Raw genomic sequence first — 13,966 nt, 5'->3', positions numbered from 1 at the left:
CCTCGGATGGACGGCCGTTGATGCGGCGAGAATGCAGCTACAATGAACTATGCAAATCTGACCCATTTCGCGTTCTTGGATGTCAGCGTTTGCAGGACTTCCGCACCATACTTCCCGAAGAGGAGCGACGCTCTCAGATAGAGAGTAGCGACAGATAATGTACCTATAACGAGAAGCCCGGTCGCGAGCACCAGATAGTCGGGCGATCCGGCAAGCAGCGTTTTGACCGCCGAGCCAATGGCGAAGACCACGGCGGCAAATGCCACAGGCGGTACATGAACGCGCGCGAAATCCAGAACTGACAATCCCGTCATCCGACAGCTGACCGCCGCATAAAGGAAGAAACTCGTCGCAATGGCGCCGGACACTGCAAAGGCGACCGCGTTCACGCCGTGGGGCGCTGAGAAGAATGCGGACGCAGCGACAAGGGCCATGTAAATGAATTGCATCAAGGCCGTCCGGTAACTGCGGCCTGTGGCAAGCGTGACGGCTCCGCACACTTTGTAACCGACGCGGAAATAAATTACTGCAGAGAATGCGACCATAGGAGCAACGGCGCCGATCCAGTTCTGGCCGAGGACCGTCAGGACAAGCTCTTTCGCAAAACAGCATAGAAACGCGCTGGTCGGCAGGGCAAGCGCCGCCGTCAAAGCATAACCCTTAAGCTGAGCTGTGCGGAGCCTCGCCTTGTCGTGATGAACCTTTGACAGCAGGGGGAAGACGACACTCTTGTTCAGATCGCCGAACAGATTTGCCGGCATTGCAATCAGATAAAACGCCCGCGAATAGATGCCCAGTTCCGAGGTGCCGATCAAGCGCGCGACAATAACATTGTCGATATATTTGGCGACGAAGCTCGATATACCTGCCAGCGAATAGCCCAGGCTCTGGCCGCGGATATCGCGGTAGGACTGCATGTCGAAACGAGGACCCACGAGATAGTCCCTGGCAATGAAGAAATAGATGCCGGCCAAGATGAATGCCTCGGCCATGTACGCGACCACCAAGGCCCAATAGCTGAGGCCAAAATAGGCAAGCGGAATGGCTAGACCGACATTGGAAGCAATCCAGGCGACCAGCCTCGCTATGGAGGATATTTTGAATTTCAGATGCCGTGACAAAATGGCCTCGGCGGTCAGATTGAACGCGTTCGCAATCATCATCACCGCAAGGATGCGCGAAACGAGAACCAGTTCCGGCACATGAAGAAAATCGGCAATCTGCCCTGCAAACACCCATTGAAGCAAGCCGAGGATAAGAGCGATTGTCAGCGACAAGGAAACTATGGTTCCGATATGGCGCTCTTCGATGTCCGCTCGCTGTACCAAGACCTGCGACATGCCAAGGTTGGCAATGTTGCTGCCGATGGCCACGATGATCAGCGCAGCGCCAACAATACCGTATTCTCGTGGGGAAAGCAGGCGCGCGAGAACGGCCGTCACCAGGACATTCAACAAGGTTCGAGCAAGCAATGTGGTACCCGCCCACGAGAGGCCCATGGCTGCCCTTCGTGTCAGCTTCCTATGTTCAGCTATTTGGTCCAAGTTGACATGACCCAGACTGTCCAATTGGTCGGCGACGCTTCAGTGCATGCAAGCGAGCAGCAATATCGTCAGCTACTTTTCTCGCCCACGCTTCGCGGGTGAATTCACATTGCATTCGCCGTCTCGCGTTCTCCCCAAGCCGCGTCCGCAACTGTTTATTGTCGCGCAATTGCGTCAGCGCGCGAGTCCAGTCCACAACGTCGTCCGGGGAGCAAAGGAGGGCAGTTTCGCCGGCAGTAAATATCTCTCGCAAAACCGGAAGATCGCTGCACAGGATGGCTTTTCCATGCGCCATGTATTCGAAGGCCTTCAAGGGCGACATCCAGTCAGCGAGGTTCGTCGTATTGTTGTCGACGCCTCGTACAACCCGCTGATAGGGCGCGAGCACCACATCGAATGCCGCCAGGAACGAGGAGATCCGGGCATGTGGCACATATCCGTGAAAGATAATATTTCTCTCGGATTCTGCCCGAGCCCGCCATTGGTCGATGTCATGCTGCGCCCCACCGACGATATGAAAGGTGGCCCAAGGGCAAGCTTGCGCTAGAGGAAGGATGACCTCCATTCCTTTTCCTGGATAGAGTTGCCCCGCATATCCGACATTGAAATCCCCGCAGAGCGGGATCGCGTCTTCCTCCGGCGCTGCGACGAGATCGCCACCGAGCGGCATGGACAGGATGCGACCTGATAGCTCGGGCCACCGGCTTTCAAAGTGTTTCCTCAACGCTTCGCTGATGACGACGAGCGAAAGGAGGTTTTTCGACTTCGCCAAGTTGTCGAAGCGCCTGATGACGGCCCGGTGCTCGGTATCAATCGAGCTATGCAGCTCCAGCACTGTCGGAACGCCGGCCGCAGCCGTAGCCCTGGCAACGGAGATCGACCGTGTGATCACGGCATCGCGCGCCGTCAGCCATGCAAGCAACGACACGGCACCGCCAAAGGCGAGCTTTCGGGCTGGAATATGATCGAATGGTATGTGCCACAAACCAAAACGCTGCTCTGGATCGTAGGCCTTCCTGATTTCGCCCCACTTGTTGGTACCGGGTCGATCAAGGGGAATTGCAAGGACGGTTCTGCAGCCGATCGCTTGAAACGCGTTGCATGCCTTCACGACCTGTACGGCGTTTGCCGCTTGGCTCGGAACAGGCACGGGATGCGCATAGACAAGCTTCAAATTACTCATTCCTTTGGCGCCCAATCACCGTTTCCGCAGTCACGGTTCACTGAAACCGGCCTGCCGCCTGCAGCAGCAGTCGGCGTATTCCGCTGGCGCGTGCAAAATCGAGAGGCCATGAGAGAAATGGCAGCCGCCCGCGTACCAACGACGCCGCCCGTATGAGAACGCGTTCCAAGCGGAAGGAGACTTGGCGCTGAACTGCCTGGTAGTGGAATTCGATCTCTCGCTTGTTTTTGAGCGAAAGTCCTGGATAAGGTTGCCAGGACGCCCTGGCCGCTTCGAGGTTGAACCGCAGAAAGGGCGGCAGAGCAAATTCCGTTCGCAGACGCTCCATCGAGGGTTCCAGCATAGAAAGGAGTTCGGCCCTTTCATCGGGTGAGAGATATTCGTCATTGTTGTTGGGGCTTGCTATTCTCTTGTCTACTGCTGCAAAGATCCTACGTTCCAATTTGCGCTCGGAATATCGAATATGTTCATTTCTACGCCGCTTATATTCCAGGAGATCTCTGCTTAGCCGCTCATTGGCACGAAGATGCGGTTTTGTGAAAGAGGAGATATCCTCAATTACGAGAACATGCCGCACGAAATCATTGATCAGATTCGGCAGAGCCGCTTCGTAAGCGCGCACCGAGCAAGCGGTGCTCCCAAAGACATCGCGCCAGATCGATAGGTAACGATGATAGTCCAGCATGTCATAAACTATGCTGAGAAAGTCGCCAACATCGCCGCTAAACAGAGCGCCCTTCTTTACATTTTGATTGTAAAGGGACTCAAGATAACAATCTGGCCTTCGTACGTAGCAAATTATGTGGCATTTCACGTGGGCAGGAATAGCGGCGTGCAGGCGCTCAATGAGACTGCGCTCTTTCGCAAGGACCTCCGCGCTCGTTTTCTGGGTGTGGAAGCATTCCAGGTACCGCACCATAGCATAAAGATTTTCGGAGCTTGCGATGATTGTGTCAGCTCCGTTTTGCTCTGCCTTTCTCAAACTCTCAAGAATGAAATTCCGGAGTCTCTCTTGCCCATCTACCAAAGGTGCGTTCACAAGACTATTGCAATGGAACTCGTGTGCTGGCGACGCGTAGTACATGCCATGCTCGCCCAATCCTTTTCCGTTTGCGCAAAGGAATTGCTGTAGCGCCGTGCTTCCCGTCTTATGCGTGCCGATATGGAGGATGAGCCTCATGTTACTTTTGCCGGCAGGTGAACTGGCGCATGGTGATCTTTCTGCATAAGCGTCGCGATGAGACTCATTTGCCGTGTTGCGACGCTTTCCATGCTGAATCGCGCAGCGACAGTTCGTATGGCGCGGCGCGCCATCGCATCGCGCTCGGCTTCCGATAGGCCAAGCGCGCGAAGCAGGAGCCCGCCATACTCCACATGCGAGCCAGCCAAAAAACCACTGCGCTCATGCTCCACAATATCGGACGCACCGCTGACATCGGTGATGATCGGGACCACGCCGCAACTCATGGCCTCGAGCAGGGCGTTTGACATGCCTTCCGACACCGAGGTGGAAAGATAGAAGTCAGCCTTCCACAGGAATGGAAAGACATCTTCGACGGCGCCGGCGAATTTGACCCTGCCGGAAAGGCCCAACCGCACCGTCTGTTCCTCTAGCGCGGCGCGACACTGGCCATCGCCTAGGATGGTGAGTTGCGCCTTCGCCTCGGCGGGAAGGGCCGCGAACGCGTCGATCATGTGCTCAAGGCATTTCTCCGGCTCGATGCGACCAAGGCAAATGAAGCGTCGGGTGCCATCTGTGCTCGGCTGGCGGCGCGGCTTGTGGGGCAGATCGATCCCATTTGGAATCATGTGAATGCGATCCGCCTCGATACCATGTCTCTTCAGGTCACCTGCGATTTGGTGGCTATTGGCGATGAAGGCCGTGACGTGCCGTTTGATCACGGACGACGCCCAGCGACCGACAATTTTCTTTTCGCGCACAACGTCGAGATCGAAACAGCGTCCGCCGCGGCCCATTTTTGCGAGAACGGGCTTGCGCAGGAGGGCCCCTGCCAACACCGCTGGAACGGCGTGAAGTCGGGCATGGATGATATGTACAACATCGAATTCGTCGCGACGGCGCAGCATCCAGATCACAAGCTGGACGCACCACGACAGGAACGACAGCATATGCCGCCCGCCCAAATTCGGCGCGGCATGCAAGCGAAGGCGCTCGATGGGCACTCCGTCGATGGCGGACCGTTTCGGCGTCGAGTGCGACAATCTGGGTGCCAAAATGGTTACGGAGACGCCCCTTTCGATCAGCGCCCGAGCAAATCGCCGCGTCTGTTGCTCGGCGCCGCCATATGACTCTGGAAAATAGGTGGAGAGCACGAGCAAGATGCGTATGCTGTGAAGGGCTTCGACTCGCGGGGTAATCATCGGATAAGCAGAGGCAACGTCTGTTACATTCATATCAATCCACCGGATTTACCTCCAACAAATCCGGCAATCTGCCCGATCTCTGTGGGGCACTTCATCGCGGAAGCGCCAGATTTCGAACAGGAGGCCTGGTCGACGCTCCCTTGCTCTCCAGATGCTGGTTAAGAGCCTGGCGGTAAATGGCCTCGATCCGCTTGCCCATTCGCTTGGCGTCCCAGTTCGAAAGATCCGTCGCTGCGGCACCTCGGGCGAGGCAAGCCAGTCTTTCACGATCCTCCAGGAGGGCGGCCGTGGCGTCGGCCATAGCGCCCAAGTCGTCCGCGGGTGTGATCATGCCATTGGTGCCAGGACGGAGCACTTCGCGAAGACCTGGCAGATCGCAAGCGACGCAAGGCTTACCGCCGGCGAGATATTGCATGAGCACGCGGGGCAATCCCTCCCGTATGGAACAGAGCAGGCAGAGATCCGCGAGTGCGATCAGCCGCTCGGGGTCGTCGCGATAACCGGCAAAGACCACTCGGCGTTGGAGCCCCAGCCGGTTGACTTGCGATTCGGCGATCGAGCGAAGCGGCCCATCGCCTGCGAGCACAAGTACCGTGTCGGGTACGCGGGCGGCGATTTTCTTGAAAACCTCTAGAAATTCCGCGTGTCGCTTGCGTGGCTCGAATGCCGCGATCATCAAGAGCACAGGCGGGCGCGGCGCGTCCGGTGTCAAGCGCAACAACTCACGCCAATCGGCAGGCGGACTGGCGTTGCGAAAGCGATCGAGATCGAATCCGGAATAGACGACATGATGTTTGTCAGCATGTCCCACTCCCGCGCTCATGCATAAGTCACGGATGCCCTCGCTCACACTGATGAATGCACTGGTGACTGGCGCCGCCAGTTTTTCCAAAGCGAGATAGGTGAGCCGCTCGGCGACGCCGACATTGACAAAAGGCACGATATGCACGCCATGAATGACCACTGGAACCCTCGCCGCCCATGCCGCGAAACGGCCGAGAATGCCTGCCTTGCTGGTATGCGTATGTACGATGTCGGCATTCAAGGCGCGGAATCTCCGCGTAAGCGCCAACAATGCCCTCACGTCGGAGGCAGGCGAAATGGACCGGGTCAAGTCGGGGACACCAATGAGTTCCACCCGCGGGTCTACTTTAGCTAAAATTTCTGGGTGAACCGCCTCGCCGTGCAGCAGGAAAACATCATGTCCTCTTTGCGCGGCCCAATTGCAGGAATAGACGGTATTCTCATCAGCACCGCCATTGATGAGACGAGTAATGACATGAGCGATACGCAGTCGATGCGCCGCTCCAATTTTGCCTTCCGCATCCCGTGATTTCAAATCGCCGCTACCGGGCTCAATCCAACCGATGGTGGTGCTGCCCCCCCGGGCGTGTTTTTGGTTTCCTGACCTCCCGATAGCGGTGCTACTGCGTTGGAGCGACATGTCACGTCCTCGGGTAAGTGCATGCCGTATGGAGACAAACCCTGACTCCTGGCGCACCTCGTCTCTCTTGGGTCGCACCTCCCCTATCCATAAGGACAGGTTCCAAACGGCTTTCAGTTGGTCAGATTTGATTTATGTTTTAGGCGTCCCAGAGACGTATCGCTGTTACCCCGGGCACAGCCGAGTGCCTATTCGTCGTATAGTTATGCGCGAATACTTTTCTCCTTTGCCGCGCTTGTGTGACGTCGGACCGGACTCGTTCGAAGAGGCAGTCAAGGCAACGGGATGTGCCTCGCATATGAATTCGCTTTTGGATGTGACGACAACCGAGTTGACGTGCCAGGCCTGCGTCATTGGTTCCGGACCCGCCGGAGCGCTCGTTGCCCTCCCCCTCGCAGAACGGGGGATGGATGTGATCCTGGTGGAGGCGGGAAACCGGGATCCGACACCACTTTCATCTGCGCCCCTGGCGCAACTCGACGTCGACGGTGCGGTTGATCTGTCTTACGCCCAGGCTTTGCAGCTCGGTGGATCTTCAAATCTTTGGGCCGGTCGCGTGGCGAGAATGGACGAGGCAGATTTCGTGGAAAGGCCGGACATTGGCTCACCGGCTTGGCCATTTCCGCTGTCCGAACTTTCTCCATACTACGAGCGTGCGTTGGACATCTTGGGTATGCCCAGTTCCGAACACTACAACGAATTGCCACGCATGCCCTGTAGCTGGAAGACGTTCGCGGCGAGCGATCGGGTTGACATAAAATATCTCATGTGGTCGCGACCAGCCTTCAAAGTCGCCGAGCTCGTGACAAAGTCCGACGGAAATCTCGCCAATCTACGGGTTCTGACTGACGCTCCCGTGTTCGACGTCACACCAAATGGAGATCGGCGGGCCATCGAAAGCGTCACCGTCGGTCGTCGGCAAAACCACAAAACGATCAAAGCTCAGGTGTTTGTTCTCGCCGCCGGTGGGCTCGAAACCACCCGGCTCTTGCTGGGCTATGCGCGCCGTCACTGGAGGGACGAAGAGGGGGCAATCGGTCGATATTTCTCGACGCATCCCAAGGCGGACTTGGCCGTCCTACGGGCTAAACAACCGGTTAGTGCGGAGCATCCGTTGTTTCGAGAAGCTACGAGCAACGGGGTGCAGGTACGAGCGGGTATCGGGCTCTCCACGGCTACGCAAATCTCCATCGGCACATTGAACCATTGCGCGCGTCTCTACCCCATTGCCGAATACAAGGCCGAAAAGGTCTTCGAGTCTATCAAGAGCGCGGCATTCCGAGGCGCGCCGATCGTGAATCGAAGCGCCAGGTTACGACGTCTTCTGATTGCCTCGGGCAAGATGGCGTTTGACCGCCTAGGACAGGCTGCACGATTGCAGGCCAAAGCACATGCCTTCGTGGTCCGATTGAACTTGGATCAGCATTCGAACGCCGAGAACAGGCTGACCCTTTCCGAGGACTGCGATCGGGAAGGGCGCCAGCTGCTCAACCTGAGATGGCGATATGATCTAGCGGATCGCAGGTCGGCTATGACCTTTCTCGACATGTTGGATCGCTTCCTTCGTGCACATGATGTTGGCCACCTCGATTACTCTTACCTTCGCGATTCGGATTCCTGGCCCCTCACAGCTGTTCACTCGCATTTCCTGGGTACTACGAGAATGAGCAACGATCCCCGCCAAGGAGTCGTCGACCAGAACTGCCGTGTCCACCGGTTGCACAATTTGTTTGTCGCCGGACCTTCCGTCTTTCCGCGATACGGCAATGCCAATCCGTTCCTGACGATCGCCGCTCTATCCCTTCGATTGAGCGATCATTTGAGCCGTGTGCTGGGCCGAGAGTGAGATCCGTGCGGATAATGTACTTAACCGCGACGGCTATGCCAGGACCGCAGGCGCATACCGTCAATATCGCTAAGATGTGCAGCGCGTTCTCCGCTTCAGGTGCGGATGTGACCCTCATTGTCTCAGGTCGATTCCGTCGGCGCCTGCAAGCTGAATTGGCAGAACACTACGGGCTGGAGCACGGTTTCAGGGTGTGGACCATAGGGCTTCGGCAGCCCAACTCCCGTTGGGTTATCATGTTTGGAGTTATGCTGGCGCGTATCCTTCGCATTGACCTCGTGTATACGAGAGAGCCGCGCTTCGCGCTGTGGCTTGCGCGTGCCGGATTTCCCGCCGCGCTGGAATTGCATCACGACCATCTTTCATTTGGGCCGAAGTCCAAGGCCGCATTTGCGGCGCTGACGCAAAATCCACGCCTAAGGGGTTTGGTCGCCATTTCTCAAGCAATTGCCGACGCGGTACTCAAGGATTTTCCCTCTCTCGATTCCAAGATCATTGTGGCTGCTGACGGCGCCGACGCAATGATATCTCCTCCCAAACCGATCGAGGCGCCGTCACGTTCACAGCTCTCGGTCGGATATGTCGGACACCTTTACCCCGGCAAGGGCATGGAGATTATCGCCGATTTGGCACCTCTATGTCCGTGGGCCCATTTCGACATTGTGGGTGGGCGCCGGGAAGATGTTCAATATTGGAAGGAGCGGACAGCGACACTCCCCAATCTGACTTTGCATGGACCCCTGCCTCACGCTGCTGTTCCTGCCAAGCTTGCTCATTTCGATGTCGTCCTGGCGCCGTACAAGCGTTCCGTAATTGTGTCCAACGGCCGCATGGATGTGGCGTCATGGATGTCTCCGCTGAAAATATTCGAGTACATGGCCTCGGAGAAAGCCATCATCGCTTCGGATTTGCCTGTCTTGCGCGAAATCCTGACCGACGGCGTTACCGCATTGCTCTGCGATCCTGATGATGTCAGATCCTGGGCGGCAGCGCTCGAGCGCCTTGCCCAGGATCCCGCAGAACGACGACGCCTGGGGCGCTCCGCGCGCGAGCTCCTGCTATCGGGCTATACTTGGAAACAGCGTGCAGAGAAGATCCTAATCGCCCTGGGCATGGTGGCAGCGCGAATACCTCTGGATTGCAGTTGCGCGCAAGCGATTGGGCATAGTGCGCATGAGTGAATTGCCCAAGGAAGTCACTTCACCACCACCGCCTGCAGGTTTGACGGCAACATGGAGTCGATTCGGCTTCGCTCATCCAGGAATTGACGCGTCTCGTACTGTCTCACCACAAAGACGTCCAAGACCCTGATGGTATGAAACAATAGCTCGATAAAAGGCCGGGCGAGCGGGAAAATGTCACATTGCAAGTGAATGCGCTGGATCAGAATTCCGATCGTTTCAAAGGGCTGGCTCGAGCCGCGGAGCATATCGAACCGCGTCCAATCCTTGAACAGCAGCTTGAAGCCATAGGGGGTGAAATGGAAGAAGTTGTCCGGGCATTCATGGAATGAAAACACCGCGCTCGCGGAAATGACAAGACGACCGCCAGGCTCAAGAATCCGCCACATATCCGCGACGATGCGTTCGGGATCGGGTATGTGCTCGAGAAGGCCCGTGCAGACAATGACGGGATAGCTTTCCGAAGCGATCTTGCTCAAATCCCGGTAGTACAAATCGACATGCATGTCCGCCGGTTTGTCGGGCCGCTTCGTGACGGTGAATGCGTTGGGGAAATGGGGCTTGTAGTCGACGTCTTCGGAGTGGATCACCAGCGTCCGCTCAGGGGTCGCAAATTCGCGACACAGTCGGTCCAGATTCTTGGTCGACAATTTCCTCTTGGTGAACGTGAAGCGATAGAGACGTCTGCGGACTCGTTTCCATAAAGTCGGCGACGGCACAGCAGGATTCTGAACCCCGACTGTATGCTCGACGTCGGACACCATCAGCTCTCCGTTGCCGCACAAACATACACGAAAGAGAGTGCCAAGTGGACGGCTCGCAAAGGGCTGGCTCTGGTGTGGGCGCACATAAGCCAGGCGAGCGGCGGCCAATCGCATCGAACCATGGAGAGCCCTGACAAGGTGCTATACATCAATAGACATCACGATCCGAAAGCAACAGCAAAGCGGTCGTCCAAATTATCTTAAGATCGAGCCGCACGCTCCAGGACTTTATGTACCAGAGATCATGCTCAACGCGTTTTTCCATCCGCCACAGCTCCTTCGTCTCCCCTCGGAAGCCGTTGATCTGGGCCCAGCCTGTCAAACCGGGTTTTACACGATGGCGATAAGCATAGCTCTCAATAACCTTGCTATAGGTATCGTCATGAGCGACGGCGTGGGGTCGCGGGCCTACCAGGGACATTTCTCCCCGAAGCACATTGAATAACTGCGGCAACTCGTCGATGTTTGACCGGCGCAATATACGGCCAAGTCGGGTAACTCGCCTATCATTACGTTGAGCTTGGCGAATTTCCTTACCGTTCTCCTGCACGGTCATCGATCGGAACTTGTAAATATTGAATGGGTTACCACAAAAACCCCGCCGCGTCTGCTGGAACAGCACTGGGCGACCGTTCTCGATCGCTATGGCACATGCGACTACCGCCATCAACGGAAACAGGAACAGCAGTAGCAGGGATGCAAGAACAACGTCGAACAACCGCTTCAGCAAGCGGTCGGTAGGTCTCAAAGGCGCGCGCTGGACTTCGAAGGCTCGCTGCCAGCCGGTGTGCAGGGGACATCCGGCCAGAATCTTATCTGTGTAGGCATCGGCGAAAAGATAGATCGGCAGCGGGAGGCGGCACATTTCCTCCAGGATGCGTTCGATCAACTTACGCTGGTCCCACGGGCAAAACAGATAAACTGCCTCATATGGACCAAAACGGAAAGCAGCCTGCGCAGCTGCGACGCCGGCATGCACCGATTGTGCTGCGATCGTGCCATCGCGGTTCTCGATGTTCGAAACACCGCAAACCGCGATGCCCTGTTGCCCGAGCTTGCTGATTATCCCCTGTTCCATTCCAGGAACGCCAGCGTAAAACAGATAGGCTGTGCGCAAGACGAGCTTCTCAGCGGCCAGAAGCCGTTTCAGCACACGCGCGAGAGCCACGTGGCCAGGCAGCAGGATTGGGAATCCGACAGCAAACGCCAGAGTCAAAGAGCCGCGCGAGAAAGTCGACGTGGTCTTCGTGAGAAAGGCGAGCCAGAGAATTGCAAAGAAAGCGAACAACCACCCGGTGAAGAGTGTTTTGATCACACGGTGATCGTCCAGGATGCCACTGACCGTATAGGCGCCTCTGGCAGCCATGAATGCGACGAGCAATAGGCCGGCGGTAACGCTGAGATAAATCGTCCCCCAAATATCTGACGGGCTCACCCCGAGGTGCCTATGATAGACCTCATTTGAGGCAAGGAGTATCGTCTCTGCAAGGAGGAAATCAGCAGTTGCAAGAAATATGCAAACTGCTCCCACAGGAAGCCGTAGCGGTTCGATGCTCCGCTTTAAGAACGCACTCGACGCTTGGGTTGGTGCATGCCGCATGGAGACAAGCCCCCGGATCCTGTTGTGTCTCTCAACGGCTTCCAGTCGGTCAAATTTGATTTAAACTCTCTCAGACACATGTCGCTGTTACCCCGGGCACAGAGGGGGGGACTATTTTGGTGGTATCCTAATATGCTAATGTGCTAATATTTTCTGGCTTAGTGCGTTTGCGCGAGAACGGCCCGGAGTCGGACTCGTTCCAGGTAGTCAAGGCAATGCTTTAGGGGACCGGGGCGCTTTACCCTACGAAGGGGGCGAGAGCCATGGCATTGAGTAGCGCTGAGGTTCGGGTCGGACAGCTCGATAAAATACGCTTATTTCGGCTATTTGGGCAAGATGTTCTTAATGAACTGGCGAAAGTGGCCATCCTACGAAAGGTTCCTAAGAATAAAATTCTTACTCACGTTGGTGACATACCAAGTTATATTTACTACATAATTCAAGGAAAAATTCGGCTTAGTGCTCCACTTTCGGACGGTCGAGAATTTATCTTTTCTGATCTCGGTCCTGGTGACACGTTCGACCTGACTAGATTGTTCATCACGCGACGCAGTAGCATGAACGCTGCTTCAGTTGTGGACAGCGACTTGATGCAGATCGAAGTAGCTTTCATGGCTAGGGTCTTCGACAAACACCCCGATCTCGCACTAAAGGTGATCCCGTACTTGTGCGAAGCAACGCACGACGCGCAAGAGCGAGTGATCCACAGCGCGGCCAGTGCCCTATCCACTCGATTGGCGAGCACGCTCTTGCGATTGACAGGGAGGCCGCACAGCATGGCTACCGTGGATAGAGCTCGGAGCATTCACATTTCGCAGACCGACCTCGCGGCAATGGTCCCGGCTTCTCGAGCGAAAGTGAATCGTTGCCTGAGAGAATGGGAGCGGCGGCATCTGACCCAATACGACCACGGCTCGCTGACGATCCTCAATCGGGCCGCGTTAGAGTCTGTTGCTCTTGGCGAAATCGCCTTTGATCGTTCGATGATGCATATCCCACGTGCTCGGGCATCTTTATGGCAGGGGAGGCAATAAACCGACGTGCCGCCGGTCGTTCTCGCATCCCTCGGTAGAGCCCTTTCGTCGGCGTCGTAAGTCGCCACACCGGACAATGCACCGTATCCGCTCGCCCCCAACGGTGTACGGCTCCTCGTCGACGCCGCGGAGCCACGCCGGGGTCGCAGGCTGGTCGAGGCGCTGGCCAATGAGGGGCGTTTGTGATCTCAGAAGAAGCAAAGCGGTGGCGCTAAGCCACCGCTCCTATTTTGGATTTCAGTTCCGGCAGTCGGGCTGAGAGGGTCGTGCTCTCTTGGGCTCACCCCGACGCACTTGGATGTCGGAACGGCACCGGCGTTCCCGATGGACCCTGTCTGCACGGGCCCCACCATTTCTTTTGAATCGAACGAATGTTGACCCTTCGAGGCGGCCGGAGGCTCAAAGCCATTGTCCGCACGAAGGCTGCGGACAAAAATTTGACTCAGCCGCCAACGAAGGTGCCGTCAGGATGAAAAGTGCAGACGCGGCCACAGCGATCTTGTACATATTTAGCTCTTTTGGTGCTATTTTTGATACCATCACAAAGTTTGTGATGAGAACGATATTGGGTTGGTTTCAAACGCCAATATCCTCTTTCTGGCGATGATCTTTGTTGTCGCCGCCAGATCTACCCTTAAGAGAGGCTAGATTGCCTGTTCTCGTATTTCTTTTACGCCACTCAGGGAAGTTGTATGTGAGTGAATTAACAAGCTGTCGCTAACGTGCTTGGGATAGCCTTTCTGGCACCCTTCCCGCCTTCGGGCCGAGGTCGGGCTGACCGCCTCCCTGCCCGCAACAGGCGTGCTGTGGCTGCTACGAAAGCGCCATTGCGGTAATTCGACCGCCAGTTAAGGGAGGCATCTCACACAGCCATGCGCCGTGGGCTGCTGCTTGTTGTGGTAGGCCGCATCGATCTTTTCGCCGCCCCAGGCGCTCGCGTGCCCCCGGGATGCGGCGGCTATGGCAGACGATATCATTCCAAAGC

Annotated in this window: 10 protein-coding genes and 1 pseudogene; 4 read left to right on the top strand and 7 right to left on the bottom strand. The window is 56.5% G+C overall.

Going from position 1 to position 13,966, the window contains the following annotated elements:
* Window positions 1-47: 47 nt before the first annotated feature.
* The 5 genes from AC1RUK_RS21625 to AC1RUK_RS21605 all read right to left on the bottom strand — a co-directional run bounded on the left by AC1RUK_RS21625 (window position 48) and on the right by AC1RUK_RS21605 (window position 6,556).
* On the bottom strand, window positions 48-1,499 hold the full coding sequence (locus AC1RUK_RS21625; RefSeq protein WP_481839028.1) for a lipopolysaccharide biosynthesis protein: 1,452 nt from the start codon (window positions 1,497-1,499) through the stop codon (window positions 48-50).
* A gap of 28 nt (window positions 1,500-1,527) precedes the next feature.
* Window positions 1,528-2,742, bottom strand: coding sequence for a glycosyltransferase (locus tag AC1RUK_RS21620; protein ID WP_481839029.1), 1,215 nt, complete (start codon window positions 2,740-2,742; stop codon window positions 1,528-1,530).
* A gap of 22 nt (window positions 2,743-2,764) precedes the next feature.
* On the bottom strand, window positions 2,765-3,907 hold the full coding sequence (locus AC1RUK_RS21615) for a hypothetical protein (RefSeq protein WP_481839030.1): 1,143 nt from the start codon (window positions 3,905-3,907) through the stop codon (window positions 2,765-2,767).
* Window positions 3,904-5,142 (bottom strand): glycosyltransferase, encoded by a 1,239-nt coding sequence (locus AC1RUK_RS21610; protein WP_481839031.1) that lies wholly within the window; start codon window positions 5,140-5,142, stop codon window positions 3,904-3,906. The genes AC1RUK_RS21615 and AC1RUK_RS21610 overlap by 4 nt, the downstream gene beginning before the upstream one ends.
* Before the next feature lie 61 nt (window positions 5,143-5,203).
* Window positions 5,204-6,556 carry a glycosyltransferase family 4 protein gene (locus tag AC1RUK_RS21605; protein ID WP_481839032.1) on the bottom strand — a complete coding sequence of 451 codons (1,353 nt, stop codon included), beginning with the start codon at window positions 6,554-6,556 and terminating at the stop codon, window positions 5,204-5,206.
* Here AC1RUK_RS21605 and AC1RUK_RS21600 point away from each other — a divergent pair.
* The 3 genes and pseudogenes from AC1RUK_RS21600 to AC1RUK_RS21590 form a co-directional block, all read left to right on the top strand.
* Window positions 6,480-6,947, top strand: a pseudogene (locus tag AC1RUK_RS21600) (hypothetical protein); the annotation flags it as partial. The gene AC1RUK_RS21605 and the pseudogene AC1RUK_RS21600 sit on opposite strands and share 77 nt — an antisense overlap.
* 15 nt (window positions 6,948-6,962) lie before the next feature.
* The gene (locus AC1RUK_RS21595) at window positions 6,963-8,402 is read left to right on the top strand and encodes a GMC oxidoreductase (RefSeq protein WP_481839435.1); all 1,440 of its coding nucleotides are present in this window, start codon (window positions 6,963-6,965) and stop codon (window positions 8,400-8,402) included.
* Window positions 8,403-8,416: 14 nt separating this feature from the next.
* Window positions 8,417-9,583: a glycosyltransferase gene (locus AC1RUK_RS21590; RefSeq protein WP_481839033.1), complete on the top strand. Its 1,167-nt coding sequence runs from the start codon at window positions 8,417-8,419 to the stop codon at window positions 9,581-9,583.
* Window positions 9,584-9,597: 14 nt separating this feature from the next.
* On the opposite strand, the gene AC1RUK_RS21585 is transcribed toward AC1RUK_RS21590, so the two are convergent.
* Both AC1RUK_RS21585 and AC1RUK_RS21580 read right to left on the bottom strand, forming a co-directional pair.
* Entirely contained in the window at window positions 9,598-10,347 is a 750-nt protein-coding gene (locus AC1RUK_RS21585) for a methyltransferase domain-containing protein (protein ID WP_481839034.1), read from the bottom strand.
* Window positions 10,348-10,495: 148 nt separating this feature from the next.
* Window positions 10,496-11,947: an exopolysaccharide biosynthesis polyprenyl glycosylphosphotransferase gene (locus AC1RUK_RS21580; protein ID WP_481839035.1), complete on the bottom strand. Its 1,452-nt coding sequence runs from the start codon at window positions 11,945-11,947 to the stop codon at window positions 10,496-10,498.
* Window positions 11,948-12,210: 263 nt separating this feature from the next.
* On the opposite strand from AC1RUK_RS21580, the gene AC1RUK_RS21575 reads away from it, so the two are divergent.
* Window positions 12,211-12,981, top strand: coding sequence for a Crp/Fnr family transcriptional regulator (locus AC1RUK_RS21575; protein WP_481839036.1), 771 nt, complete (start codon window positions 12,211-12,213; stop codon window positions 12,979-12,981).
* The last annotated feature ends 985 nt before the right edge of the window (window positions 12,982-13,966 follow it).

It is taken from the genome of Mesorhizobium monacense (assembly GCF_056781675.1).
The sequence above is the reverse complement of the archived record's forward strand: the minus strand, read 5'-3'. Positions and strand labels throughout refer to the sequence as shown.

Coding starts and splice junctions, on each gene's coding strand:
- AC1RUK_RS21625 (WP_481839028.1), bottom strand. CDS start 1,499: ATGGGCCTCTCGTGGGCGGGTACCACATTGCTTGCTCGAACCTTGTTG.
- AC1RUK_RS21615 (WP_481839030.1), bottom strand. CDS start 3,907: ATGAGGCTCATCCTCCATATCGGCACGCATAAGACGGGAAGCACGGCG.
- AC1RUK_RS21610 (WP_481839031.1), bottom strand. CDS start 5,142: ATGAATGTAACAGACGTTGCCTCTGCTTATCCGATGATTACCCCGCGA.
- AC1RUK_RS21605 (WP_481839032.1), bottom strand. CDS start 6,556: ATGTCGCTCCAACGCAGTAGCACCGCTATCGGGAGGTCAGGAAACCAA.
- AC1RUK_RS21595 (WP_481839435.1), top strand. CDS start 6,963: ATGGATGTGATCCTGGTGGAGGCGGGAAACCGGGATCCGACACCACTT.
- AC1RUK_RS21590 (WP_481839033.1), top strand. CDS start 8,417: ATGTACTTAACCGCGACGGCTATGCCAGGACCGCAGGCGCATACCGTC.
- AC1RUK_RS21585 (WP_481839034.1), bottom strand. CDS start 10,347: ATGGTGTCCGACGTCGAGCATACAGTCGGGGTTCAGAATCCTGCTGTG.
- AC1RUK_RS21580 (WP_481839035.1), bottom strand. CDS start 11,947: ATGCGGCATGCACCAACCCAAGCGTCGAGTGCGTTCTTAAAGCGGAGC.
- AC1RUK_RS21575 (WP_481839036.1), top strand. CDS start 12,211: ATGGCATTGAGTAGCGCTGAGGTTCGGGTCGGACAGCTCGATAAAATA.